This window comes from Streptomyces sp. NPDC003456, from assembly GCF_042878735.1.
Classification (GTDB): Bacteria; Actinomycetota; Actinomycetes; order Streptomycetales; family Streptomycetaceae; genus Streptomyces.
On the sequence record NZ_JBIAOK010000004.1, the window covers coordinates 526,918 to 553,322 of the forward strand.

Below are 26,405 nucleotides of genomic sequence, written 5' to 3' on the forward strand. Positions count from 1 at the left end.
CGCCGTGAGCGAGGCACTCGTCACCGTCGAGGCGGCCCGGACGGACACCACCGTCCCGGCCGCCTCGGGGGCCCGTCAGTTCTGGCGGCGGCTGCGCTCGCAGCGCGCCGCCCTCGTCGCGGCGGTCGTCGTCGCGGCTCTCGTCCTGGTCGCGCTCGCCGCACCCCTGCTCACCGCCCTCGAGGGCCAGGACCCGACCACCTACCACCCCGCACTGGTCGACTCCGCGCGCGGCGGCGTGCCCGTCGGCCCGTTCGGCGGAGCGGGCGCCGACCACTGGCTCGGCGTCGAACCCCAGACCGGCCGGGACCTGTTCGCCCGGCTGGTCTACGGGGCGCGGGTGTCGCTCGGCGTCGCGCTCGCCGCCACCGTCGTGCAGCTCGTGCTCGGTGTCGTCGTCGGTGTCGCGGCCGGGCTGGGCAACCGCTGGGTGGACCTCGTCCTGACCCGGGTCGCCGACATCTTCGTGGCCATGCCGCTGATGGTCGTCGCCCTCGCCCTGCTCGCCGTCGTGCCCACCGCCTTTCCGCGCCCCGTGCTGGTGGCGCTGGTCGTCGGGCTGGTCTCCGGCTGGGGCACGCTCGCCAAGATGGTGCGCGCGCAGACCCTCACCCTGAAGGAACTCGACTACGTCGCCGCCGCCCGGCTCAGCGGCTGGGGCACCGTCCGCATCGCCCGGCGCGAACTGCTGCCCGGGCTCGCCGCACCCGTGATCACCTTCGCGGCCATCCTCGTCCCGACGAACATCACCGTCGAGGCGGCCCTGTCCTTCCTCGGCGTGGGCGTGAAGCCGCCGACCCCCTCGTGGGGCCAGATGCTCACCTCCGCCGACGTCTGGTACCAGGCCGCGCCGCAGTACCTGCTGCTGCCCGCGGGCGCGCTGTTCGCCACCGTCCTCGCCCTCACCGTGCTCGGCGACGGCGTGCGCACGGCCCTGGACCCGCGCGCCTCCTCGCGTCTGCGCGTCGGAACGGGCCGCAGGAAGGAGGCCGCCTCGTGAGCGGCCTCGGAGGATTCGTGCTGCGCCGCGCCGCTGGCGCCCTCGTCACCCTGTTCGCCCTCTCGGTGATCATCTACGTCGTCTTCTACGTCACCCCCGGCGACGTCGCCCAGATCACCTGCGGCCCCCGCTGCTCACCCGCCCAGGTGCAGCAGGTCGCGGAGCAACTCCGCCTCGGCGACCCGCTGTACGAGCGCTACTGGCACTTCCTGCAGGGCCTCGTCGCCGGCCAGGACTACTCCACCGGCACCGCGGTACAGCACTGCTCCGCCCCCTGCCTCGGGCTGTCCTACCAGAGCGACCAGCAGGTCACCGCGCTGATCCTGGCCAAGCTGCCGGTCACGGCCTCCCTCGCGCTCGGCGCGATGGTGCTGTGGCTGATCATCGGCGTCGGCACCGGCGTGCTGTCGGTGTGGCGGCGCGGGCGGCTCACCGAACGGCTGCTGACCACGCTGACCCTCGCGGGCATGTCCACGCCGGTGTTCGTCATCGGCCTGGTGCTGATGATCGTCGTCTGCGGCCAGCTCGAACTGCTGCCCTTCCCGCAGTACGTCGCCTTCACCGACGACCCCGAGCAGTGGGCCTGGAACCTGCTGCTGCCCTGGCTGTCGCTCGCGCTCATCGAGTCCGCGACGTACGCCCGGCTGACCCGGGCCTCCATGCTGGAGACCCTCGCGGAGGACCACGTGCGCACCTTCCGCGCCTACGGCGTCGGCGAGCGGGCCGTGATCGGGCGGCACGCGCTGCGCGGCGCCGTGGCACCGCTCATCGCCGTGAACGCCAACAACATCGGCGTGCTGTTCGGCGGTGCGGTGCTCACCGAGTCGCTGTTCGGCCTGCCCGGCGTGGGCCGGGAGATGGTCGAGGCGGTCAAGGTCGTCGACCTTCCGGTGGTCGTCGGCATGGTGCTGGTCACCGGCTTCTTCGTGGTCCTCGCCAACGCCGTCGCGGACGTGCTGTACGCGGTGGCCGACCGACGGGTGGTACTGACATGAGCCTGGTCGAGGTGACCGGTCTCCAGGTGGACTTCGGCGGGCTGCGGGCCGTCGACGGGCTCTCCTTCCGGCTGGAGCAGGGCGCCGCCCTGGCCCTGGTCGGCGAGTCCGGGTCCGGCAAGTCGACGGTGGCGTCCGCCCTGCTCGGCCTGCACCGCGGCACGGGGGCCCGGGTGCGCGGCCGGGTCGAGGTGGCCGGCACCGACGTGCAGGCCGCCACCGACGAGGAGCTGCGGCGCCTGCGCGGCGGCAAGGCCGCCATGGTGTTCCAGGACCCGCTGTCCTCCCTCGACCCGTACTACGCGATCGGCGACCAGATCGCCGAGGTCCACCGGGTGCACGCGCGCGTGTCCCGCCGGGCGGCACGCGCGCGTGCGGTGGAGGTCCTGGACCGGGTGGGCATCCCCGACGCGGCACGCCGCGCGCGCTCCCGCCCCCACGAGTTCAGCGGCGGCATGCGCCAGCGCGCCCTCATCGCCATGGCGCTCGCCTGCGAGCCCGCCCTGCTGATCGCCGACGAGCCGACCACCGCCCTCGACGTCACCGTGCAGGCCCAGGTCCTCGACCTGCTGCACGACCTGCGCACCGAGACCGGCATGGGGCTGCTGCTCGTCACGCACGACGTGGGCGTCGCCGCCGAGAGCGTGGACGAGGTGCTGGTGATGCGGCACGGGCGCGCGGTCGAGCACGGCCCGGTCACCACCGTCCTCGGCGCTCCCGAGCGGCCTTACACCCGCGAACTGCTGGCCGCCGTGCCGCGGCTGGACGTGCCGCGGGTGGACGTGCCGCGGGCGCGGACGGCTACCCCCGAGGGCCTGCCGGGGAGCTTCCGTGGGGGCCTGCCGGGGGACGTTCCCGGGAGCCTGGCGGGCGACGTCCCCGGGAGCCTGCCGGGGGACCTCACCGGGGAGATCGTGCTGGAGGCGAGCGGGCTGCGGCGCGACTTCGGGCGGGGCAAGCGGGCGGTCACGGCCGTGGACGACGTGTCGCTGACCCTGCGCCGGGGCGAGACCCTCGGCGTCGTGGGCGAGAGCGGCAGCGGGAAGACGACCCTGGGCCGCATGCTCGTCGGACTGCTGGAACCGACGGCCGGGTCCCTCACCTTCGACGGCCGTCCGCACACCGGGGTGAACCCGGCCGTGCAGATGGTGTTCCAGGACCCCGTGTCCTCGCTCAACCCGCGGCGCAGCGTGGGCGAGTCCGTCGCCGACCCGCTGCGGGCGCGCGGCGAGCGCGACGGCAACCGCGTGCGTCAGCGGGTGGGAGAACTGCTGCAACGCGTCGGGCTCGACGCGGCGCACCAGGACCGTTACCCGCACGAGTTCAGCGGGGGCCAGCGCCAGCGCGTCGGCATCGCCCGGGCCCTGGCGGCGGACCCGCGCGTCATCGTCTGCGACGAGCCGGTCTCCGCGCTCGACGTCACCACGCAGGCCCATGTGGTGTCCCTGCTGGCGGAGTTGCAGCGGGAGCTCGGCCTCGCGCTGGTCTTCGTGGCCCACGACCTGGCCGTGGTGCGCCAGGTCAGCGACCGGGTCGCGGTGATGCGGCGGGGCAGGATCGTCGAGGAAGGACCGGCCGACGAGGTCTACGTCTCGCCGCGCGACCCGTACACCCGGCAGCTGCTGGCCGCCGTACCGGCCCTCGACCCCGAGGCCGCGGCCCGGCGCCGGGCGGAACGGCGGGAGCCGGCGGTCGCGTGAGCGCCGCCTGTGCGGCATGCGCGCCAGGAGTGACCTCGGTGGCACGAGTGGAGGGGCGGGCGGGTCCGGCGCTGCCCGGACGACAGGAGTTGGCCGGGGCGTGACGATCCGTGTCCGGTTGATCTCCTAGCGCGACGGAACGCGACCTGCACGGGAAAGTTACGACCGTTCACCCCTTTTGGTGGTGCGACGGACAACCGTCCATCGCACCCCCGCCTTGTCCGCATACGTTCGTCCCGCTGCGAGCCGCCGGGCAACGGCGGCTCCCCATACGGGAGATCGGGGGTGCACTCGTGCGCATCGGACTGCTGACGGAGGGTGGCTATCCGTACGTGAGCGGTGACGCCAGGCTCTGGTGCGACCGGCTCGTACACGGGCTCGCCCAGCACGAGTTCGACGTCTACGCGCTCAGCCGCAGCCGGCACCAGGAGGACGAGGGCTGGGTCCCGCTGCCGCCCAACGTCCGCAGGGTGCGCACCGCTTCCCCCTGGTCCGCCGAGGACGACGAGCCCGTGCTGGGCCGCCGGGCCCGGCGGCGCTTCACCGAGTGCTTCGCCGAACTGGCGGCGGTCCTGTGCAGTGTGGGCCCGGGTGCGGGCGCAGGTGCGGGTGCGGGTGCGGGTGCTGGTGTGTCCGGTGGCGGGGCGGCCACCGCCTCCGGGGCTCCCGAGGAGGGGTTCACCCCAGAGGCGGACCGTTTCGCCAACGCTCTGTACGCGCTCGCCGAACTGGCCCGCGAGGAGGGCTCTCTGGTCGGAGCGCTCCGCTCGGAGGCCGCCGTGCGCACGCTGGAGCGCGCCTGCCGCGCGCCCGGCGCACAACGGGCGGCCCGCGAGGCCCGCGTGCCCGACCTCCTGGCGGTCACCGCCCAGCTGGAAGGCGCCCTGCGCCCCCTCTCCCTCGACTGGTACGAGGACGACGGCCTCGGCGCGGTCGACGTGTGCCACGCCGCGTCCGGCGGCACGGCCGCCCTGCCGGGCCTGCTGGCCCACCACTTCACCGGCGTGCCGCTGATGGTGTCCGAGTACGGCGTACGCCTGCGCACGCACTACCTCTCCGCCCCGGACGCCCCGCCCGCCGTGCGGTCCCTCCTCGCCGCCTTCCACGGCCTGCTCACGGCGGAGGCCTACCGGCGCGCCGAGGCCGTCACCGCCGGCAACACCCACGCCCGGCGCTGGCAGGAGCGCTGCGGCGCCGACCGCGCCAAGCTCCGCACGGTCTACCCGGGCATGGACGCCCGGCCGTTCGCAGAGCTGGGGGAGACCCCCGAGTACGCGGACCCCCACACGCTCGTCTGGGTCGGCCGCATCGAGCCGGCGAAGGACCTGGTCTCCCTGCTGCACGCCTTCGCGGAGATCCGCAGGCAGGAACCGCGCACGCGTCTGCGCGTCGTCTGCGCGGCCGTCGGTGACGAGGGCGCCGCCTACCTCGGCCACTGCCGGACCCTGGCCGCCCAGCTGTTCCCGGACGAGGCCGCGGGGCCGCACGCCGCCGGCGACAACCCGGTCTCCTTCGAGGAGATCGGCGGCCCGGAACTGCCGTCCTCCGCCGAGGCCTATGCCTCCGGAGCCGTGACCGTCCTGTCCAGCGTCGTCGAGGGCTTCCCGGCCGGTCTCGTCGAATCCATGCTGTGCGGGCGCGCCACGGTCTCCACCGATGTCGGTGCGGTCGTGGAGATCATCGGCGGCACCGGGCTGGTCGTCCCGCCGCGCAACCCCCGGGCGCTCGCCGACGCGTGCGTGGCGCTGCTGCGCGACCCCGAGCGCCGTCAGCGCCTCGGTGCCGCCGCTCGCGCCCGGGCGCTCGAACTGTTCACGGTCGAGCAGAACGTCGAGGCCTTCCACGGCCTCTACCTGGAGATCGTCTCCCGCGCGCCGGTCCGCCGGGTCCTCGACGGCACGGGCGAACCGCTGCTCTTCGCCGTGCCCGCCGAGGCGCGGGTGCCGGTGCGGTGGTCCTCCCCGTCACCCCACCTCGCCGCGCGCAGCGCACCCGGCTGGGCCGCGGGCAGTCCCGTCCGGGCGACCACGCCCGTGCCCGCCCCGGAGGGAGCGCGATGAAGGATCTGGGCGCACTGCACCGGCCGGGCACCCCGGCGGGACCCGGGGCACGGGACGCCGACTCGGAGCGGACACCGGCTTCGGGGCGGACGCCTGCTTCGGGGCGGGCGCCGGCTTCGGGGCGGCCTGGACAGACGGACAGCGGTTCGGAGAGGGCGAGTTCGGGGGCCGCTAGGGCTCCGGGGCCGGGGCGTGCGGGACTGGAGAGGGCTGTGTCGGAGAAGGCCGTGTCGGAGGGAGCGGTGTCACGGACACGCCGTGCGGAGGGGGAGGCACCGGTGTCCGAGCTTGGGGAACAGGGGGCGTCGGTGCTCGCGTCGGTGCCGAAGCGCGCGGAGTCCGCGTCCGCGGTGACGGGAGGGGCTGAGGCGGTGGCCGCGGTGACGGAAGGCGCGGAGGCGATGGCCCTCGCGGTGACCGGGCAAGAGGGCATCTCGCGGGTGACGGTGTCCGGCGCTCCTGCTGCCGTGACGTCCGATGAGGCCGCTGTCATGACCCCCGGTGCCGCCGCTGCGGTGGCGGCGGGGGAGGCCGCTGCCATGGCACCCGGTCAGGCCGCCGCGGTGGCTGCCGGGGAGGCTGCCGCTCTGGCGTCCGCGGCCGCTGCCGTCAGGGCGTCCGGCGAGGCCGCCGGCGCGGCACCCGCTGCGCGTCGGGGCGCGGCCGACCCCGTCAAGGCCCTCATGCACCGCCACCGCGAGCTCTGCGAACGGGCGGTGGACCCGCTCGAGATCGCCGCTGGTCTGGAAGCACACGGCATCACCGACCGCACCGCCGCCCGGTTCCGCCACCGGGACGTCTTCTCCCTCGCCGAGGAGATGTACGCACGTGTCTCCCGGGAGAACGACGCGCCCCCGCCCATCCCGACCGCCGCTCCCCGCGTGCGCGCCGGCTGGGTCGTGCTGACGCTGCTGCCCGGCGCGCTGTGCGCCGCAGCCGTGACCGCCCTGGACTTCACTCAAGGCCGGGCACGCCTGGGCGTGGCGGTCGCCGGGGCCCTCGCCGTGGCCCTGGCCCTCCGCGCAGCCCTGCGCCGCGGCCCCCTGAGCACCACCGAGGGAGGCGGGCCGGGGCCCCGGCCCGCCTCCGCCCAGGGCAGGACCGCCCTCTGGACGCTGTGGCTCCTCGGCTACGCCCTGCTCGGCGACGGCCTGCTCCGCAGCGCCCTCGCCGGCGGCCCGGACCTTCCGCCCACCGGCGCAGCGGACGGGCCCTGGCCCGTCGCCACCGCCCCGGCCCTGGCGCTCGCCCTGGCGTGCGCGCCGGCGGCATGGAGCGCCCACCTCCTCACCGCGCGCGCCCGGCGCAAACTCGCCGCCAGCCGAGGCCTGGAGGACTTCGCCGACTCCGTCCGGCCACTGGTGCTCGGCACATTCGCCCTGTTCCTGGCCGCCCTGACCGCTCTGGCCCTCCTCAGCACCGTCTTCCTGGACGAGCCCTCGGCCCACGCGCAGGTGCTCACTCTCGGGGCGCTGCTCTACCTGGCCCGCCTCCTCACCGTCCACGGCTTCACCTACGCGCCCGCCCTCGTCCTCACGGCCACCGCCCTGGCGGAGGCGGCCGCTCTCGCCGCGGTGTTCGTCTCCCGCCTGCCCGGATGCGGTTTCGTCGCCACCCCCGTCGAGGCCCTCGTCACCACTTGGGGGGCCGGCAGCATCCCGGCCCTTGCCTGCGGCGCGGCGGCCTCGGCCCTCCTGCTCCACACCACGCGCAAGCTGACCCGGGCCTCGGCTCACGCACCGCCGGGACAGCCACGATGACTACACCCGGGTGATCGGCCGGCCGGACCCCCGCCGCCGCAGCCACCTCTCCCAACGCCTCGAAGAGGCACCCCCACTGCCTCGAAAAGCTCCACCCCCCACTCCTCGGACACCACCCCCCACACCTCTTCCGCCCGCCTTCAAGGAGAACCCGCATGATCACCCGCCCAGGAGCCCCCGCCGCCTCGGGAGCCGCGCGATGAGAGTCCTGCTGATCGGAGCCAACGGCTACATCGGCCGCTTCGTCGCCGACCGTCTCCTCGCCGACCCGGCCGTCCAGCTCACCGCCCTCGGCCGCGGCGACGACGCCGACGTCCGCTTCGACCTCGCCTCGGGCAGCCCCGGCGCCCTGACCCGCTTCCTCGACGCGGTCCACCCCGGAGTCGTCGTCAACTGCGCGGGCGCCACCCGCGGCGGCGCACGCGAACTCACCCGCCACAACACCGTCGCCGTCGCCACCGTCTGCGAAGCCCTGCGCCGCAGCGGCTGCGGCGCCCGTCTGGTGCAGATCGGCTGCAGCGCCGAGTACGGGCCCAGCCAGCCCGGCTCCTCCACCGCGGAGGACGCCGTGCCCCGGCCGGGCGGCCCGTACGGCGTCAGCAAGCTCGCCGCCACGGAACTCGTCCTCGGTTCCGGACTGGACGCCGTCGTCCTGCGCGTCTTCTCACCTGCCGGCCCCGGCACCCCCGCCGGCTCCCCTCTCGGCCGGCTCGCCGAGGCCATGCGCCGCGCCATGCAGTCCGGCGACGGCGAGCTGAAACTCGGCGGCCTCGGCGCCCAGCGCGACTTCGTCGACGTCCGCGACGTGGCCCGCGCCGTGCACGCCGCCTCCCTCTCCGCCGCGCAGGGCGTCATCAACATCGGCTCCGGGCGCGCCGTGCGGCTGCGCGACGCCGCCGCGGTCCTCGCCCGCGTGGCCGGCTACGGCGGTGCCCTCCACGAACTCGACGGCCCGCCCGGCGCCCTGCGCCCCGCCATCGGCCATCCCCGGCCCGACTCCGACCACGCGGCCCCGGTCGCGTACCCGTACCCGGACGGCTGCGGCAGCTGGCAGCAGGCCGATGTGCGCACCGCCCGCGACCGGCTCGGCTGGCGCCCCCGGATCGGTCTGGAGGAGTCCCTGGCCGACATCTGGATGGAGGCGGCATGCCGTATCTGACCCGGACCCGGCCCCGCACCTCCGGCACGGAACTCCGCCAGGGTGTCGGCGTCCCCGGCTACGCCCATCCCCTCCTCGCCCGGACCGAATGGGGCGAGCTGACCAGACCCGGCACCCCGCTGCACTGGGTGGTCCTCAACGTGGCCGACGGGCCCGGCACCCGCCCCGACCCGCACTGCCTGGAGGCCGCCGGCCGCCTGCGCAACGCGGGCGTCCGCGTCCTCGGGCACCTCGACACCCGCTACGGCACCCGGAACTTCGGCGAGGTGATCTCGGACGCCCACCGGTTCGTCGACTGGTACCGGGTCGACGGCTTCCTCCTCGACCGCTGCCCGGCCGACCACGTGGGGCTGCCCGAGGTGCGCCGCACCGTCGCCACGCTCCGCGTGATCCGTGACAAGGCCCACATCGTCCTCGGCCACGGCATCCACCCGCACCCCGGATACGCCGACCTCGCCGACCAACTCGTCACCTTCTCCGGCCCGTGGAGCGACTACCGCTGGTCGCAGGTGGCCGAGTGGACCGCCGAGTACGGACCCGAGCGCTTCTGCCACTTCGTGCACGGCGTGCCCCGGCCCCACCTGGAGGAGGCGCTGCGCATCGCCCGCCGGCAGGGAGCCGCGACGGTCTGGTTCACCGACCACACCGACCGGGGTGGCCGGGCCGACCCCTACGAGGCCATGCCCGGCTACTGGGACGACATCGTCTCGCTGGTCGGAACGGGTGTCTCGGAATGAAAAAGGGCATGGCAGTGTTACGGGGAGAACAACCGTAGTGATTGACCGACCAACGGAGTCCCCGTGTCGTTGCCACCCCTGGTCGAGCCGGCTGCCGAGCTCACCGTAGACGAGGTCCGCAGGTACTCCCGCCACCTGATCATCCCCGACGTGGGCATGGACGGGCAGAAGCGGCTGAAGAACGCCAAGGTGCTGTGTGTCGGCGCCGGCGGCCTGGGCTCGCCGGCGCTGATGTACCTGGCCGCAGCGGGCGTCGGCACCCTGGGCATCGTGGAGTTCGACGAGGTCGACGAGTCGAACCTGCAGCGTCAGATCATCCACAGCCAGGCCGACATCGGCCGTTCGAAGGCCGAGTCCGCCCGCGACAGCGTCAAGGGCATCAACCCGTACGTGAACGTGGTCCTTCACGAGGAGCGGCTCGAGGCCGACAACGTGATGGACATCTTCAGCCAGTACGACCTGATCGTCGACGGCACGGACAACTTCGCGACCCGCTACCTGGTCAACGACGCCTGCGTGCTGCTGAACAAGCCGTATGTGTGGGGTTCGATCTACCGCTTCGACGGTCAGGCCTCCGTCTTCTGGTCCGAGCACGGCCCCTGCTACCGGTGCCTCTACCCGGAGCCCCCGCCCCCCGGCATGGTCCCCTCCTGCGCCGAGGGCGGCGTCCTGGGCGTGCTGTGCGCGTCCATCGGCTCCATCCAGGTCAACGAGGCCATCAAGCTCCTCGCCGGCATCGGCGAACCGCTCGTCGGCCGCCTGATGATCTACGACGCCCTGGAGATGCAGTACCGCCAGGTCAAGGTCCGCAAGGACCCCAACTGCGCGGTCTGCGGCGAGAACCCGACCGTCACCGAGCTCATCGACTACGAGGCCTTCTGCGGCGTCGTGTCCGAGGAGGCCCAGGCGGCCGCCGCCGACTCCACGATCACTCCGAAGCAGCTCAAGGAGTGGATCGACGACGGCGAGAGCATCGACATCATCGATGTCCGCGAGCCGAACGAGTACGAGATCGTCTCCATCCCGGGCGCCCGGCTGATCCCGAAGAACGAGTTCCTCATGGGCACCGCCCTGGAGAGCCTGCCGCAGGACAAGAAGATCGTCCTGCACTGCAAGACGGGTGTCCGCAGTGCGGAAGTCCTCGCGGTCCTGAAGTCCGCGGGCTTCTCCGACGCCGTCCACGTCGGCGGCGGCGTCATCGGCTGGGTCAACCAGATCGAGCCGAGCAAGCCGGTCTACTGACACCGGCCCCACGGTCCGGCGTACCGCGCCGGACCGTGACGCCCGGTTCCGGCGGCGGGGGTCCCGCGCACCACGCGTGTGCGGGGCCCCCGCCGTCGTCATGAGCAGACCTTGCCGTCCTTCGGCACCGAGCCGTCCAGCAGGTACGCGTCCACCGTGGCGTCCACGCAGTCGCTCCCGCTGCCGTACGCCCCGTGGCCCTCGCCCCGCCAGGTGAGCATCACGCCGACCCCCTCGCCCAGTTCGTCGGCCATCCTCCGGGCACCTTCGTAGGGCGTCGCCGGGTCGCCCGTGTTGCCCACCACCAGGACCGGAGCCGCTCCGGGGGCGCTGACCTCCGGGGTGTCGTGCTGCCCGGAAACCGGCCAGTCGTGGCACCAGCCGGCCGTGTCCCAGGCGAGGAACGCGCCGAAGACCGGGGAGACCTTCTCGAACCGGGGCAGCAGCTTCTTCGTCTCGGCAGCGGTCGGCCGCTGCCTGTCGTCCCGGCACGATATGACCCGCTGGGAGTGGGTCGTCGTGCCGTAGCGCCCCGAGGGGTCCCGTTCGTTGTAGCCGTCGGCCAGGGCAAGCAGTTCCGAGCCGTCGCCCTTCCGCGCCGCGTCGAGGGCACTGGTCAGGGTCGGCCAGCTGTCCTTGCTGTACAGGGGCAGGACGATGCCCGTGACGGCGAGCGTCTGGGTCAGTTTCCGCCCGGGTGAGCCCGTCGGGAGGGGCCGTTCGTCGATCCGGCGCAGCAGGGCCGCGATGTCCCGCGAGCCCTCTTCCGGGTCCTGGCCGGTGGACGTGAGGTAGTTGTCCAGCGCGCGCTGGAAGCCCCGGGCCTGGTTCTCGGCGTGCCCCACGGTGTCGGCGCCGGGGTCGACGACCGCGTCCAGGGTCATGCGCCCCACGTTCTCCGGGAAGAGGTGGGCGTACGTGCCGCCCAGTTCGGTGCCGTAGGAGATGCCGAAGTAGTGCATCTTCGCGTCGCCGAGCACTTCGCGGATGCGGTCCATGTCGCGCGCCGAGTCGGCGGTGGAGACGTGCGCCAGCAGCTTGCCGGCGTCCTCCTGGCAGCCCTCGGCGAAGTCCGCGGCGTCGGCGAGGTACGCCTTCTCCTCGGCCGGCGTGTCCGGTGTGACGTCCACCGCCTCGGCCGTCTGGATCTCCTTGTCGCCGCGGCAGCGCACCCCTTCGCTGGCGCCCACGCCGCGCGGATCCCAGCTCACCAGGTCGTAACGCTCCCCCAGGCGTGAGACCGTCGGGGCGTAGGAAGGCATCATGGACACGCCGGAGGCGCCGGGGCCGCCGAAGTTGAACAGCAGCGAGCCCACACGGTCGCCGCCTCGGGCCTTGGCGCGGATCAGCCCCAGGCCGATCGTCTCGCCGTCCGGCTTCGACCAGTCCAGCGGCACCTCGAGCGTGGCGCACTGCCACTCGCTGCTCGGCGCGGGCCCGTCCGCGGTGGCCTTGCAGCGGCCCCAGGACAGCCCGCCCTTGCCGTCGTCCGGCGTGTCACCGCCGCTGCAGCCCGCGGCCAGCAGGCCCGTGGCAGCCGCCAGAGCGGCCCACCGTACGAAGCGCGTCATCGCCCATCCCCCCTCACAGGCCGTCCGCTTCGTGCCGCGGATGGCGGTCAGGCCATGGTAGGCAGAACCCGCAGCCACCGTTTCGGCCTGTGGATAACGCTCTGACCTGCGCCTTTTCTGCAAGTCGTCGCGGGGTCAGGTGCACACGGTGCCGGCCGGCGGCACCTTGCCGTCCAGCAGATAGCCGTTGACGGCGTCCTGCACGCACGTGCTCCCGCTGTCGTAGGCCCCGTGCCCCTGCCCCCGGTACGTCAGTTCGACGCCGACCCCCTTGCCCAGCGCCTCCACCATGGCCCGTGCTCCCTCGTACGGGGTGGCCGGGTCACCGGTGTTGCCGACGACCAGGATGGGGGCCGAGCCCGGAGCGCTCACGTCCGGGTGGTCGGCGGCGCCCGGCACCGCCCAGTCGGTGCAACTGATCATGCCCCAGGCCAGGTAGTCGCCGAACAGCTCCGACGCGGCGCGGAACTCGGGCAGCTTCCGCTCCACGTAGGCGGTGTCGTACCGCGCCTTGTCGTCGGCGCAGTTGATGGCCGCGTTGGCGGCGGCGATGTTGCTGTACTCGCCGTTCTCGCTGCGTCCGTTCATCGAGTCGGACAGCAGCATGAGGATCTGGCCGTTGCCGTCGTAGGCCTGCTCCAGGCCCTCGGTGAGGTACTCCCAGAAGTCCTTCGAGTACAGCGCCTGCGCGATGCCGCTGGTCGCGGCCGTCTGGGTCAGGTCGCGGGGGAAGATGCCCGGGATCGGCCTGCGGTCGAGGTCGGCCAGCAGCTTGGCGATCCGGTCCTTCACGTCCTGCGCGCTGTCGCCGACGGGACACTCCTCCGTCTTGGACACACAGTCCTCGGCGAAGTTGTCGAGGGCCAGCTGGAATCCCTCGGCCTGCCCGAGCGAGCCCTGCTCGGCGGTCTCCGAAGGGTCGACGACGGCGTCGAACAGGGCCCGGCCGACGCGCTTGGGGAACAGGTGGGCGTACACGCCCCCGAGCTCGGTGCCGTAGGAGATGCCGAAGTAGTACAGCTTGTCGTCGCCGAGGACCTGGCGCATCAGGTCGAGGTCGCGGGCCGCGTCGGTCGTGCGGACGTTCGGCAGCATCTTCTGCGAGTTGTCCTCGCAGGCGGCGTTGAACTCCTTGGTGTTGTCCAGCAGCGTGGTGCGCTCCGCGGCGTCGTCGGGTGTGGCGTCCTGCTGGAAGTAGGCGTCGAGCTGCTGGTCGTTCTCGCAGATCACGGGCGCGCTGCGGCCGACTCCGCGGGGGTCGAAGCTGACCAGGTCGTAGCGGGTGCGCAGCTTCTCGTAGCCCTCCGCGAAGGCGGGCAGCGAGGTGACGCCCGAGCCGCCGGGGCCGCCGAAGTTGAAGATGAGGGAGCCGATGCGCGCGCTGCCGGTGCCGGTGGTGCGGACCCGGATCAGTTCCAGGCCGATCGTGTCCCCGTCGGGGTCGTCCCAGTCCAGTGGCGCCTTCATGGTGGTGCACTCCCACTCGCCGTCGTCGGGCAGCGGGGAGGGTGCGGAACCGCCGCCCTGGGCCTCGTCCGGGGCGGGGCAGGCCTTCCAGTCCAGGGTCTGCCGCGTGAGGTCCTCGTCCTTGGCGTCGTCGCCCCCGCAGCCCGCCAGGACGGCGGACAGCAGTGCGGCGGAAGCGGTCAGGGCGGTGGCGCGCAGGCGGAGGCGGGTCGGCATGGTTCCATCCTGCGGCGGCCCGCACCGCTCCGCGCGGGACGCGTGCCGTACGAGGTAGGAGGGGCCCATGGGACCTTTGGAGGCCAGGGAGCGGCGGCCGGGCGACGGGTCTAGAGCGCCTGCTTGCGGGTCAGGTGGTTGAAGGCCAGCCAGCCCGGCAGGACGGGCAGCCACAGCGTCAGCAGGCGGAACAGCAGGACCGCCGGAGCCGCGACCTCCTTGGGCAGCCCCACGGCGATGAGACCCACCGTGAGCGTCGCCTCGACCGCCCCCACACCGCCCGGTGTCGGCGCCGCCGAGCCGAGGGCGTTGCCCGCGAGGAAGACGACGGCGACGCTGGCGATGCTGATCGAGGTGGTCTCGTCGCCGAACGCGCGGATGGAGGCGTCCAGGCACATCACGAAGCAGGCGGTCAGCAGCAGCATGCCGCCGATGCCGGTGACCAGCTTCTGCGGCCGCTGCAGCACGTCCAGCATGCGCGGCACTACACCGGCGAACAGCGACCGCACGCGCGTGACGACGAACTTGCGCAGGAACGGCACCGAGGTCACCACGAGAACCAGCACCGCCACCGTCAGCAGACCCGCGATGACCGTGCGGGAGGGCGACAGGGACGGCGTCTTCTCCGTGCCGGTGAGGTAGCCGAAGGACAGCAGCATCAGGATGTGGCAGCCGAGACCGAACAGCTGCGAGGCGCCCACACTCGCCACCGCGAGCCCCGGGCGCACTCCCGCGCGCTGCAGGAAGCGCGTGTTCAGGGCGACACCGCCCACCGCCGCCGGGGCGACGATCTTGACGAACGAGCCCGCGACCTGGGCCGCCACGGTCCGCAGGAACGGCACCCGCTCGGGCACGAAGCCCAGCAGGGCCATCGCCGCCGCGACATAGCTGGCCATCGAGAACAGCACGGCGGCGGCCACCCAGCCCCACTCGGCGTTCGCGATGAGCGGCCCGAACTCGATGTGCGTGAGCTGCGTGAGCAGGAAGTACGCGCCGATCGCACCGGCGATGAGACTGATCAGGGTGCGCGGCCGCACCCGCTCCAGCCGGGCCGGCTCGACCGGGGCCTGCGGCCTGATGCGCAGCACCTCGTGGCGGATCTGGGTGAGCAGGTCCTCCTCGCGCGCCTCCTCCAGCGCCTCGTCGATCGCTCGCTTCTCGGCCCGCTGCTCGGCGCGCACGGCCTTCTTGGCGGGCTTCTCCGGAGCTGCCGGCGCCTGGCCGGCGGCCTCGTCCAGCCGGGCCTGCTTGGCCTGCCGGGACGCCTCCAGGACCGCCTCGCGCTCGCGCTCCGCCCGTTCCCGGGCGAGCCGGCGCAGCGTCGCGCGCGTGGAGCGGCTGAGCGCGATCGGCTGGAGCATCGGCAGGCAGTCCGCCACCGCGTCGGGGCCGAGCACGCCCACCGCCGAGGCGACCGCGCGCTCACCCCCGACGCGCAGGCCCAGGGTCACCAGCAGCTGGGAGATGTCCATGCGCAGCAGCAGATCCCCGGCCGCGATCTCGCCGACCCGCAGGTCGGTGAGGATCACCGTGCCGGAACGATCCACCAGGATGGCGTCGCCGACCAGCCTGCGGTGCGCGATCCGCCGCGACTGCAGGGCCTTGACCTGGTCCCAGGTGTCGCGCAGCAGATCGTCGGTGATCTCCTCGTCGGACAGCGAGTCGAGGCTGCGGCCGCCGCTGTGCTCGTAGACGAGCATCACCGCGTCGGGGCCCAGCTCGGAGGTGGCGATCAGTTTGGGCGCGTTGGCGCCGGCCGCGATGGCCGCGTACGCGAGCAGTGCCTCCTGCTCCAGCGCCTGCCGCAGCGACTGCAGGCTGCTGCGGGTGGCGAAACCGCGCAGGGTCAGGTTGCGCCAGGCTCGGTAGAAGAAGCCCTGGGCCTGCTGCTCACGGTCGACCACGGTGACGTCCAGGGGAGGGCCGTCCTCCAGGGTGACGAAGTAGCGGCGGCCCCGGTCGCCGGTGTCGGGGTTGTCCGAGGTGTCCTCGCGGGAGGCGCTGACCGGCCGGAAGCCGACCGTGCGCAGGCCCGCCATCAGGGTCCGCCCGGTGGGCCGGACGTTGGGTGAGCCGACCGCGTAGAGCGTGCCGTAGGCCACCGTCCAGCCGATCAGCACCGTGAGGATGATCGAGAACGGGGTCGTGTACCCGGTGACGAGCATCGAGAAGGCGTCGAGCAGCAGGACGACCCACAGCACCGCACGCCATCTCGGCCGGCGCGACATGCCGACTGCGGTCATGTACGCGATGACCGGCGCCAGATAGCCGTGCACGGGGTCGGTCAGCGCGTGGACGTCGCCCGGGGAGGGCTGGGTGAGCGCCTCCTGGATGGAGTCCGGGGCCGCCCGGGCGACCCACAGGTCGGTGGCCAGCGTCACACCGTGGGCGAGGACGGCCGCGAGGACACCGTCGGCGATCCTCAGACCGTCCCGTTTGATCAGCCGCTCGATGGCGAAGGCGACCGGCACCAGCAGGATCGCGATGCTGGAGGCCAGTCCCGCGATCTTGATGAGCAGGTCGGGCGCCTGCCCGGTGCCCTTGTTGATGTCCTGTTCGAGGCCCGAGGTGGTGCCGTGCGCGAACGCGGCGATCCCGATGAGCAGCGCGACGGCGAGCACGCCCACCAGCAGCCGCATGAGGTCGGACGGCCGGTGCACGCGCGCGGGGAGCAGCGGTTCGTCGCCCTCGACCTGATCGATGTGGGCGACGTCCGGCTCTTCGGGGGCCGGCCGGCTCCGCCTGGGGGCCGCCTTGCGGCCGTCGTCCGCGGGTCCCGGGCGCGACGAAGCGTCAGAGGTGCCCTCCGTGTCCTGTGCACCCTGCTGCTTCATCGTCTCTTCTTGGTCTCGTATCACCGGTCACCGCCCGCACGATGGTGGCATGCCGCACCGATGCGCGCGGGCATCAGGGTGCACATGCGGGGGCGGACAGTCTGCCCGACGCGCCTGTGCCGGGCGATTCGCAAGCCTGTGCGCATCCGCGGCCCGTTGTCGGTGGGGTGAGGCAGGATGGGGCGGATGAGCGAGCAGAGCCCTGAGGGCGACGGGTTCGACGACGAGGGCGCGCAGGCGCTGCCCGCGTACGCCGAGCGGGTCCTCGACGTCGCGGAACTGATCCCGCCGGGTCGCGTCCTCACCTACGGCGACGTCGCCGAATGGCTGGAGGAGGGCGGTCCGCGCCAGGTGGGCCGGGTGATGGCGCTCTACGGGGGAGCCGTGCCGTGGTGGCGTGTCGTCCGCGCGGACGGCGTCCTGCTCCCGGGGCACGAGCAGAGCGCGCTCGGGCACTACCGGGAGGAGGGCACGCCCCTGAAGCAGGCGAGCCGGGCCGCCGAGGGTCACCTGCCGCGCATCGACATGAGACGCGCGCGGTGGGACGGCGGCGATCGCGCGGAGGGTCACACCTGACAGCTTCCGCCATCGCGGGCACGCTCGTGTGACACATGATCCGGACGGGGGACACGAGGCACGTCGGTGGCATGACGTACGTTCGTGAGGCGAGGGACTCGAGTGCCGAGCGTGTCCCGGGTGACCGGAGGGAAGAAGGGGAAGCCCTGCCTCCGCCTCACTCGGCGGCGTAGCGTCGGCCGCACCTGTCCCCGTCATCCCGCGGTCACCGCCCGCCACGCGCGGTGGCCCGCCAACCAGCACTTCCACCAGGACCGGCGAACCACGTGAGCTCCTCTTCCTCCACCAGCGGCCTGACGCACCCCCGGGTGCGGCGGGGGAGCCGTGGCGCTTACCGACTGGTACGTACCCCTCCCGCCCGGGTGGATCCCCCTGTGATGGACGCGACGCAGCGCTCCGTGGTTGACCACCGGGCCGGTCCGCTGCTCGTCCTCGCAGGTCCGGGTACCGGCAAGACCACCACGCTCGTGGAGTCCGTGACCGAGCGGATCGCCCGTGGGGCGGACCCCGAGCGCATCCTGGTGCTGACGTTCAGCCGCCGCGCCGCCGTCGAGCTGCGCGACCGCATGGCCCTGCGGGCCGGCGCGGCCCGCGCCCCCCGGGCGGCCACGTTCCACTCCTTCTGCTACGCGCTGGTCCGGGCCCACCAGGACGACGACCTGTTCGTCGAGCCGATGCGCCTGCTGTCCGGCCCCGAGCAGGACGTCTCCGTCCGGGAGCTGCTCGCGGGCCAGGTGGACCTGGAGCGGCTCGGGCTGGCGCACGTGCGCTGGCCGGACGAACTGCGCGCCTGCCTCACCACCCGGGGGTTCGCCGACGAGGTCCGCGCGGTCCTCGCCCGCAGCCGCGAACTGGGCCTCGGCCCCGACGCCCTGGACGCCTTCGCACGCCGCACGGGCCGCCCCGACTGGCGCGCCGCGGCGGCCTTCCTCGCCGAGTACCTGGACGTGCTCGACCTGCAGGGCGTGATCGACTACGCCGAACTGGTGCACCGCGCGGTGCTCCTCGCCCGCCGCCCCCAGGTCGCCGCCTGGCTGGCCGCCCGGTACGACGCCGTCTACGTCGACGAGTACCAGGACACCGACCCCGCCCAGGTGCGGCTCCTGCACGCGCTGGCCGGCGGAGGCCGCACCCTCGTCGCGTTCGGCGACCCCGACCAGTCGATCTACGCGTTCCGCGGGGCGGACGTCAACGGCATCCTGGAGTTCCCGCACGCCTTCCCGCGCGCGGACGGCCGCCCCGCACCCGTGGCGGTGCTGCGCACCTCCCGCCGCTCCGGGGCCGCCCTGCTGGCCGCGACCCGGCTGCTCACCCAGCGCATGCCGCTGACCCGGCTGCCCGCCGAGAAGGTCCGCGCCCACCGGGAGCTCGCCCCCGTGCGGGACGGCGGCCGCGTCGAGGCGTACACCTACCCGACGTCCGGCACGGAACTGGACAACATCGCCGACATCCTGCGCCGGGCCCACCTGGAGGACGGTGTCCGGTGGAGCGACATGGCCGTCCTGGTGCGCGCCGGCTCCCGCACCATCCCGACGATCCGCCGCGCCCTCACGGCGGCGGGCGTCCCCGTGGACGTCGACGGCGACGACGTGCCGCTGCGGCACGAACCCGCGGTGGCGCCGCTGCTGACCGCGCTGCGGGCGGTGGCCGGCGCGGAGGCCGGGGCGCCCCGGACGGCGGACGAGGCGACCCGGGGTGCGGACGGCGCGGCGGCCTCCGGCCCCGGAGACGGCACCGGCTCCGCCTCTGGCGGTGAAGGCACTGACTCCGCCTCTGGCTCCGGTGGCGGCACCGGCTCCGCCTCTGGCTCCGGAGAGGGGTCCGCGTCCGGTGAGGGGTCCGCGTCCGCTTCCGCCTCCTGGGAGGCGACCGCATCCGCTTCCGGCTCCGCTGACGGCACGGTTCCCGCGTCCGGCTCAGCTGAGGAATCCGCCTCCACCTCCGGCGACGACCTCGCCCGCGCCTCCGATGGCAGCCCCGCCCCGGACTCCGATGTCGGCGACGGTCCCGTCGGCCAGGCCGACCCCTGCTGGCTCGACACCGAGACCGCCCTCACTCTGCTCACCTCCCCCCTCGCCGGCATGGACGCCGCCGACCTGCGCCGGCTCGGCCGCGCCCTGCGCGACGAGGAACGGGCCGCGGGCAACCCCCTGCCCCCGCCCTCGGACGTGCTGCTCGCGCAGGCGCTCGCCGAGCCCGAGCGGCTCGCCGTCCACGACCCCGCGTACGCGCGCGGTGCCCAGCGTCTCGGCGCCCTGCTGCGCAAGGCCCGGGAACGGCTGGCCGGCGGCGGCACCGCCGAGGAGGCGCTCTGGGACCTCTGGGACGGCACGCCGTGGCCCGCCCGGCTGGAGCGGACCGCCCGCAGGGGCGGCGCGGCGGGACGCAACGCGGACCGCGACCTGGACGCCGTCTGCGCGCTGTTCGCCACCGCGGCCCGGGCCGAGGAGCGCATCGGCGGCCGGGGCGCGCTGAACTTCCTGGAGGAGATCGACGCCGAGGACATCGCCGCCGACACGCTCACCCGGCGGGCCGTGCGCCCGGACGCCGTGCGCCTGATGACCGCTCACCGTGCCAAGGGCCTGGAGTGGCGCCTCGTGGTCGTCGCGGGCGTCCAGGAGGGCCTGTGGCCGGACCTGCGCCGCCGCGGCTCCCTGCTGGAGGCCGACCGCATCGGCCGCGACGGACTCGCCGAACCCCTCACCCCGGGCGCGCTGCTCGCCGAGGAGCGACGCCTGTTCTACGTGGCGGCCACCCGCGCGCGTGAACGGCTCGTCGTCACCGCCGTCAAGGCCCCGGCGGACGACGGCGACCAGCCGTCCCGGTTCCTCACCGAGCTCGGCGTCGAACCCAAGGACGTCACCGGGCGTCCCCGCCGCCCGCTGTCCGTCGCCGCGCTCGTCGCCGAGCTGCGCGCCACCACGGTCGACCCGCGCGTCTCCGACGCCCTCAGGGAGGCCGCCGCCCGCCGCCTGGCCCGGCTCGCCGCCCTCTCCGACGAGGACGGCCGGCCCCTGGTGCCGTCGGCCCACCCCTACCGCTGGTGGGGCATGTTCGAGCCGACCGCGTCGAAGGTGCCGCTGCGCGATCGCGACCAGCCCGTCGTCCTGTCCGGCAGCGCCCTCGACCAGCTGGCCAACACCTGCGCCCTCCAGTGGTTCCTGGGACGGGAGGTGAAGGCCGACGCGCCCGCGACCGCCGCGCAGGGGTTCGGCAACGTGGTGCACGTCCTCGCCGACGAGGTGGCCTCCGGCCGCACCCCGGCCGACCTGTCCGTCCTCATGGAACGACTCGACTCCGTGTGGAACGCCCTGGCCTTCGACGCGCCCTGGAAATCGGAGCAGGAGAAGGCCAACGCGCGCGTGGCGCTCGAACGCTTCCTCCAGTGGCACGTCATGGACCGCACCGGACGCACACCCGTGGCCAGCGAGCACGACTTCGACGTCACCCTCGAGGCGGGCGAGTACCAAGTGCGCATCCGCGGCCAGATGGACCGGGTCGAGGCGGACGGCGACGGCCGCGCCTACGTGGTCGACTTCAAGACCGGCAAGCAGGCGCCCACCTCCAAGGAGGTCGAGCGCCACCCGCAGCTGGCCGTCTACCAGCTGGCCGTCCGCGAGGGCGCCGTCGACGAGGTCTTCGACGGGCTGCGCCCCGAGCCGGGCGGGGCAGAACTGGTCCATCTCCGGCAGGGGGCGGCCAAGCGCGACGGCGGCGAGAGCCTGCCCAAGGTGCAGGCGCAGGAGCCGCTGCAGGGCGAGTGGGTCGGCGACCTGCTGGCCACGGCCGCCGGCAAGGTCCTCGACGAGCGGTTCACCCCGACCGCCGGGCAGCACTGCACGCACTGCGCGTTCCGGGCCTCGTGCAGTGCCCGCCAGGAAGGGCGCCACGTGGTGGAGTGACCCATCGCACCACCCGTGCCGACCTGCGCTTCCTCCGCCCCGCAGGCCGATCCGGTCACCGCTGTCAGTGACCGCCGCTAGCCTCTTCGACGTGCCCGCCCGTATCACCGACCCCGAACAGCTCAACGAGCTCCTCGGCATCCCGTTCACCCCGGAGCAGACGGCCTGCATCACCGCGCCGCCCGCCCCGCAGGTGATCGTGGCCGGGGCCGGCTCGGGCAAGACGACGGTGATGGCGGCGCGCGTGGTGTGGCTGGTCGGCACCGGCCAGGTCGCCCCCGAGCAGGTGCTCGGCCTCACCTTCACCAACAAGGCCGCCGCCGAACTCGCCGAGCGCGTGCGCAAGGCCCTGGTCAAGGCCGGCGTCACCGACCCCGACGCCATCGACCCGGACAACCCGCCCGGCGAGCCGGTGATCTCCACCTACCACGCCTTCGCGGGCCGGCTGCTGACCGACCACGGCCTGCGCATCGGCCTGGAGCCCACGTCCCGCCTCCTCGCCGACGCCACCCGCTTCCAGCTCGCCGCGCGCGTGCTGCGCGAGTCGCCCGGGCCCTACCCGGCCCTGACCCGGTCCTTCCCGGACCTGGTGGGCGACCTCCTCGCCCTGGACGCCGAGCTCTCCGAGCACCTCGTCCGCCCGCAGGCACTGCGCGCCCACGACGCCGAGCTGCTGCTCACCCTGCGCGGCGCCAAGCTCAGCAACGCCGACCTGCGCAAGGTGCCCGAGGCGACCGCCGCCCGCCGGGAACTCGCCGAGCTCGTCACCCGCTACCGGGCCGCCAAACGCGAGCGGGACCTGCTCGACTTCGGCGACCAGATCGCCCTGTCGGCCCGACTCGCCGAGAACGCCGAGGTGGGACGCCTGCTGCGCGGCGAATTCCGGGTGGTCCTGCTCGACGAGTACCAGGACACCTCCGTCGCCCAGCGCGTCCTGCTGGCGGGCCTGTTCGGCGAGGGCACCGGCCATCCCGTCACCGCCGTCGGCGACCCCTGCCAGGCCATCTACGGCTGGCGCGGCGCCTCCGTCGCCAACCTCGACGACTTCCCCGAGCACTTCGCCCACGCCGACGGCCGCCCCGCGACCCGGCAGGCCCTCAGCCAGAACCGCCGCAGCGGTGGCCGCCTCCTCGACCTCGCCAACGGCCTCGCGGAGCCCCTGCGCGAGCTGCACGCGGGCGTGGAGGCCCTCCGCCCGGCCCCGGGAGCCGAACGCGACGGCATGGTGCGGTGCGCCCTGCTGCGCACCCACGCCGAGGAGCTCGACTGGGCCGCCGACTCCGTCGCCCACCTCGTGCGGACGGGCACTCCGCCCGGCGAGATCGCCGTGCTGTGCCGCACGGCCACCGACTTCGCGGAGATCCAGGGCGCCCTGGTCGCGCGGGACGTCCCCGTCGAGGTCGTGGGCCTGTCCGGGCTGCTGCACCTGCCGGAGATCGCCGACCTCGTGGCCGTCTGCGAGGTCCTGCAGGACCCCGGCGCCAACGCCTCCCTGGTCCGCCTGCTGACCGGCCCCCGCTGGCGCATCGGCCCCCGCGACCTCGCCCTCCTGGGACGGCGCGCCCGGCTGCTGGTGGCCCACGCGCGCGTGGAGGGCGACGACGACCCGGACCGCCGGCTCGCCGAGGCGGTCGAGGGCACCGACCCGTCCGAGGTGGTCTCCCTCGCGGATGCCCTCGACACCTTCCTGGAGACACCGCTCGACGGCCGCGGGGACGACGACGGGCTGCCGTTCTCGCCCGACGCGCGCGTGCGTTTCGCCCGGCTGGCCACCGAACTGCGCGAGCTGCGCCGCTCCCTGTCCGATCCGCTGATGGACGTCCTGCACCGCGTCCTCGCCGTCACCGGCCTCGAGGTCGAGCTGTCGGCGTCCCCGCACGCCCTGGCGGCCCGCCGCCGCGAGACCCTGTCGAACTTCCTCGACGTCGCCGCCTCCTTCGCCGCCGGCGACAACGAGGCGACCCTGCTCGCCTTCCTCGGCTTCCTGCGCACCGCCGCCCAGTACGAGAAGGGCCTCGACAACGCGCTGCCCGGCGGGGAGAACACCGTCAAGGTGCTCACCGCGCACAAGTCCAAGGGCCTGGAGTGGGACGTCGTGGTCGTCCCGGGCCTGGTCACCGGCACCTTCCCGAGCAGCCAGGGCCGCGAGAAGTGGACCTCCCAGGGCAAGGTGCTGCCGCACGGGCTGCGCGGCGACGCCGACACCCTGCCCGACGTCACCTCCTGGGACGCCCGGGGCCTGAAGGCCTTCCACGAGGCCATGAAGGACCACCAGCACACCGAGGAACTGCGCCTCGGCTACGTCACCTTCACCCGCCCCCGCTCCCTGCTGCTGGGCTCCGGCCACTGGTGGGGCCCGACCCAGAAGAAGCGCCGCGGCCCCTCGGCGTTCCTCCAGGCCCTCTACGAGCACTGCGAAGCGGGCCACGGCGAGATCGAGGCCTGGGCGGAGGAGCCCGCCGAGGACGAGGAGAACCCGGCCCTGCACCAGGCCTCCGCCGACCAGGTGTGGCCCCTGCCCCTGGACGACGCGGCCCTGGCCCGCCGCCGTGCGGCCGCCGAGACCGTCCTGGCCCACCTGGAGGACCTCGCCACCCACACGGACACCCACTCCGCCGCGGTGCACGACCCCGGCGCCCTCGACGACCCGGAGTGGCCCCCGCCGCCCGAGGACGACGAGCCCCCCTACGACGAGCCCTCATACGACGAGCCTCCCTTCGAGGAAGCCCCTCACGACGAGCCTCCCTACGACGAGGACGTACTCGACGAGGGCGTGCACGACGAGCCCTTGTACGACGAGCCGGACCCCTTCGCCGAGCCGGGCGCGTCCGACGACCGCGACCGCCCGGCCGGACCGGGCACCGGGGACGCCGGACCCGGACACCGCCGCCCCACCGTCCCCCACCAGGCCGCCCCGCCCGAGACCACCCACTTCCGGGGCGACCCGCGCCTGACCCCCGAGGAGGCCCGCACCGTCGCCTCCTGGGACCGCGACCTCGACGCCCTCGCGGGAGAACTGCTGCGCGCCCGCGACAGCGTCACCGAGGTCCCCCTGCCGGCCTCGCTCACGGCCTCCCAGCTGATGCACCTGGCCGAGGACCCGGACGGCTTCGCCCAGGAACTGGCCCGCCCCATGCCGCGCCCGCCCCAGCCCGCGGCCCGCCGCGGCACCCGCTTCCACGCCTGGGTCGAGGCCCGCTTCGAGGAACTCACCCTCCCGATGCTGGAGCCGGAAGAGCTGCCCGGCACCGACGCCGAGATCGCCGACGAACGCGACCTGGAAGCGCTCAAGGACGCCTTCGAGCGCACCGAGTACGCACACCGCACGCCCTACCGGGTGGAAGCGCCCTTCCAGCTCGCGATCGCGGGCCGGGTCGTCCGGGGCCGCATCGACGCCGTCTACAAGGAGGGCGACGGACCGGAGGCGACGTACGAGATCGTCGACTGGAAGACCAGCCGTACCCGCTCCGCCGACCCGCTCCAGCTGGCGGTCTACCGCGTCGCCTGGGCCGAGCAGCAGGGCGTCCCCCCGGAGAGGGTGACGGCAGCCTTCCTCTACGTGCGGGGCGGAGAGGTCGTGCGCCCCAGGCACCTGCCCGGCCGGGCCGACCTGGAGCGGCTGCTCCTGGACGAACCCCGGGGAGGGCCGCTCGGTGAGGAACCGCACTCCGACGACGTCGGTGCGGGCCGATAGGCTCGTGACCATGAGCCAGACCCCGGACAGCGTCGTCCGTACGTACATCGAGCAGCACCGCGCCGCCTTCCTCGACGACCTCGCCGAGTGGCTGCGCATCCCGTCGGTGTCGGCCCAGCCCGACCACGCGCCCGACGTACGACGCAGCGCCGACTGGCTCGCCGGCAAGCTCGAGGAGACCGGTTTCCCGACGGCCGAGGTCTGGCCGACCCAGGGCGCGCCCGCGGTCTACGCCGAGTGGCCCTGCGACGACCCGCAGGCGCCCACGGTGCTGGTCTACGGCCACCACGACGTGCAGCCGGCCGCCCGCGAGGACGGCTGGGACAGCGAGCCGTTCGAGCCGGTCGTGCGCGGCAACCGCCTCTACGCGCGCGGGGCCGCCGACGACAAGGGACAGGTGTTCTTTCACACCCTCGGGGTGCGGGCCCACCTGGCCGCCACCGGCCGCACCGCCCCGGCCGTGCATCTGAAGCTGCTGATCGAGGGCGAGGAGGAGTCCGGCTCGCCGCACTTCCGGGATCTGGTCGAGCAGCACGCGGAGCGGCTCGCCGCCGACGCGGTCATCGTCTCCGACACCGGCATGTGGTCCGAGGACACCCCCACGGTGTGCACGGGCATGCGCGGCCTCGCCGAGTGCGAGATACGGCTGCACGGTCCCGACCAGGACATCCACTCCGGCTCCTTCGGCGGCGCCGTGCCCAACCCGGCGACGGCCGCCGCCCGCCTGGTCGCCGCCCTGCACGACGAGCACGGGCGCGTGGCGATCCCCGGTTTCTACGACGGCGTGGTCGAACTGACCGACCGTGAGCGCGAGCTCTTCGCCGAACTCCCCTTCGACGAGGGACGGTGGCTGCGCGGAGCCAAGTCCCACGCGGCGCACGGCGAGGCCGGCTACAGCACCCTGGAGCGCGTCTGGGCCCGCCCCACCGCAGAGGTGAACGGCATCGGCGGCGGCTACCAGGGCCCCGGCAGCAAGACGATCATCCCGTCCTCCGCCTTCGTGAAGTTGTCCTTCCGCCTGGTGGCGGGTCAGGACCCCGGCCACGTCGAGAAGGCCGTCCGCGCCTGGGCCGGGCAGCAGGTGCCCGACGGGATCCGCTGCGAGATCACCTTCAGCGGGGCCACGCGCCCGTGCCTGACGCCGCTGGACCACCCGGCCCTGCAGTCGGTCGTGCGGGCCATGGGCCGGGCCTTCGGCAAGCCGGTCCGCTTCACCCGCGAGGGCGGCTCCGGCCCCGCCGCCGACCTGCAGGACGTCCTCGGCGCCCCGGTGCTGTTCCTGGGCATCTCCGTGCCGTCCGACGGCTGGCACGCGCCGAACGAGAAGGTCGACCTGGACCTGCTCCTCAAGGGCGTCGAAACCGCCGCGTACCTCTGGGGCGACCTCGCCGAGCACTGGCGCCACGCCCCCTGAGCCTCCCGCGCCGTCCGGACCGGGCACGCGCGCGGGGCACACTGGAAGGGCCGGCGCGCACCGCCCGGACCACTTCGT

Annotated in this window: 15 protein-coding genes; 12 read left to right on the plus strand and 3 right to left on the minus strand. The window is 74.0% G+C overall.

Annotated features, from left to right (window positions below; translation table 11 throughout):
• Nucleotides 1–4 precede the first annotated feature (4 nt).
• From ACFYWG_RS18570 to moeZ, 8 genes are all read left to right on the plus strand, one after another.
• Nucleotides 5–1,000, plus strand: a complete 996-nt coding sequence (locus tag ACFYWG_RS18570; protein WP_389202262.1) for an ABC transporter permease — start codon at nt 5–7, stop codon at nt 998–1,000.
• Nucleotides 997–1,995, plus strand: a complete 999-nt coding sequence (locus ACFYWG_RS18575) for an ABC transporter permease (RefSeq protein ID WP_389202264.1) — start codon at nt 997–999, stop codon at nt 1,993–1,995. Before ACFYWG_RS18570 ends, ACFYWG_RS18575 begins: the two co-directional genes overlap by 4 nt.
• The gene (locus ACFYWG_RS18580; RefSeq protein WP_389202266.1) at nt 1,992–3,695 is read left to right on the plus strand and encodes a dipeptide ABC transporter ATP-binding protein; all 1,704 of its coding nucleotides are present in this window, start codon (nt 1,992–1,994) and stop codon (nt 3,693–3,695) included. The genes ACFYWG_RS18575 and ACFYWG_RS18580 overlap by 4 nt, the downstream gene beginning before the upstream one ends.
• Nucleotides 3,696–3,988: 293 nt before the next feature.
• Nucleotides 3,989–5,755, plus strand: coding sequence for a DUF3492 domain-containing protein (locus ACFYWG_RS18585; RefSeq protein WP_389202268.1), 1,767 nt, complete (start codon nt 3,989–3,991; stop codon nt 5,753–5,755).
• Between the two features lie 491 nt (nt 5,756–6,246).
• Nucleotides 6,247–7,515, plus strand: coding sequence for a hypothetical protein (locus tag ACFYWG_RS18590; RefSeq protein WP_389202771.1), 1,269 nt, complete (start codon nt 6,247–6,249; stop codon nt 7,513–7,515).
• A 199-nt stretch (nt 7,516–7,714) separates the two neighbouring features.
• Complete coding sequence (locus tag ACFYWG_RS18595) at nt 7,715–8,674, plus strand: NAD-dependent epimerase/dehydratase family protein (RefSeq protein ID WP_333936863.1); 960 nt, start codon at nt 7,715–7,717, stop codon at nt 8,672–8,674.
• The gene (locus tag ACFYWG_RS18600; protein ID WP_385416470.1) at nt 8,662–9,411 is read left to right on the plus strand and encodes a spherulation-specific family 4 protein; all 750 of its coding nucleotides are present in this window, start codon (nt 8,662–8,664) and stop codon (nt 9,409–9,411) included. The genes ACFYWG_RS18595 and ACFYWG_RS18600 overlap by 13 nt, the downstream gene beginning before the upstream one ends.
• A gap of 63 nt (nt 9,412–9,474) precedes the next feature.
• Nucleotides 9,475–10,653: an adenylyltransferase/sulfurtransferase MoeZ gene (gene moeZ / locus ACFYWG_RS18605; protein WP_344536406.1), complete on the plus strand. Its 1,179-nt coding sequence runs from the start codon at nt 9,475–9,477 to the stop codon at nt 10,651–10,653.
• 98 nt (nt 10,654–10,751) lie between these two features.
• Here the strand turns inward: moeZ and ACFYWG_RS18610 are convergent, their stop codons facing one another.
• The 3 genes from ACFYWG_RS18610 to ACFYWG_RS18620 all read right to left on the minus strand — a co-directional run bounded on the left by ACFYWG_RS18610 (nt 10,752) and on the right by ACFYWG_RS18620 (nt 16,741).
• Complete coding sequence (locus tag ACFYWG_RS18610; protein WP_389202272.1) at nt 10,752–12,224, minus strand: alpha/beta hydrolase; 1,473 nt, start codon at nt 12,222–12,224, stop codon at nt 10,752–10,754.
• A 135-nt stretch (nt 12,225–12,359) separates the two neighbouring features.
• On the minus strand, nt 12,360–13,907 hold the full coding sequence (locus tag ACFYWG_RS18615; RefSeq protein WP_389202274.1) for an alpha/beta hydrolase: 1,548 nt from the start codon (nt 13,905–13,907) through the stop codon (nt 12,360–12,362).
• Between the two features lie 110 nt (nt 13,908–14,017).
• Complete coding sequence (locus tag ACFYWG_RS18620) at nt 14,018–16,741, minus strand: lysylphosphatidylglycerol synthase domain-containing protein (RefSeq protein ID WP_389202276.1); 2,724 nt, start codon at nt 16,739–16,741, stop codon at nt 14,018–14,020.
• A 186-nt stretch (nt 16,742–16,927) separates the two neighbouring features.
• On the opposite strand from ACFYWG_RS18620, the gene ACFYWG_RS18625 reads away from it, so the two are divergent.
• The 4 genes from ACFYWG_RS18625 to ACFYWG_RS18640 all read left to right on the plus strand — a co-directional run bounded on the left by ACFYWG_RS18625 (nt 16,928) and on the right by ACFYWG_RS18640 (nt 26,327).
• Nucleotides 16,928–17,317 carry an MGMT family protein gene (locus ACFYWG_RS18625; protein WP_389202278.1) on the plus strand — a complete coding sequence of 130 codons (390 nt, stop codon included), beginning with the start codon at nt 16,928–16,930 and terminating at the stop codon, nt 17,315–17,317.
• Nucleotides 17,318–17,583: 266 nt separating this feature from the next.
• Nucleotides 17,584–21,219: an ATP-dependent helicase gene (locus ACFYWG_RS18630; protein WP_389202280.1), complete on the plus strand. Its 3,636-nt coding sequence runs from the start codon at nt 17,584–17,586 to the stop codon at nt 21,217–21,219.
• 91 nt (nt 21,220–21,310) lie between these two features.
• Complete coding sequence (locus tag ACFYWG_RS18635; protein ID WP_385416486.1) at nt 21,311–24,913, plus strand: ATP-dependent DNA helicase; 3,603 nt, start codon at nt 21,311–21,313, stop codon at nt 24,911–24,913.
• A gap of 10 nt (nt 24,914–24,923) precedes the next feature.
• Nucleotides 24,924–26,327 carry a dipeptidase gene (locus ACFYWG_RS18640; protein ID WP_389202282.1) on the plus strand — a complete coding sequence of 468 codons (1,404 nt, stop codon included), beginning with the start codon at nt 24,924–24,926 and terminating at the stop codon, nt 26,325–26,327.
• The last annotated feature ends 78 nt before the right edge of the window (nt 26,328–26,405 follow it).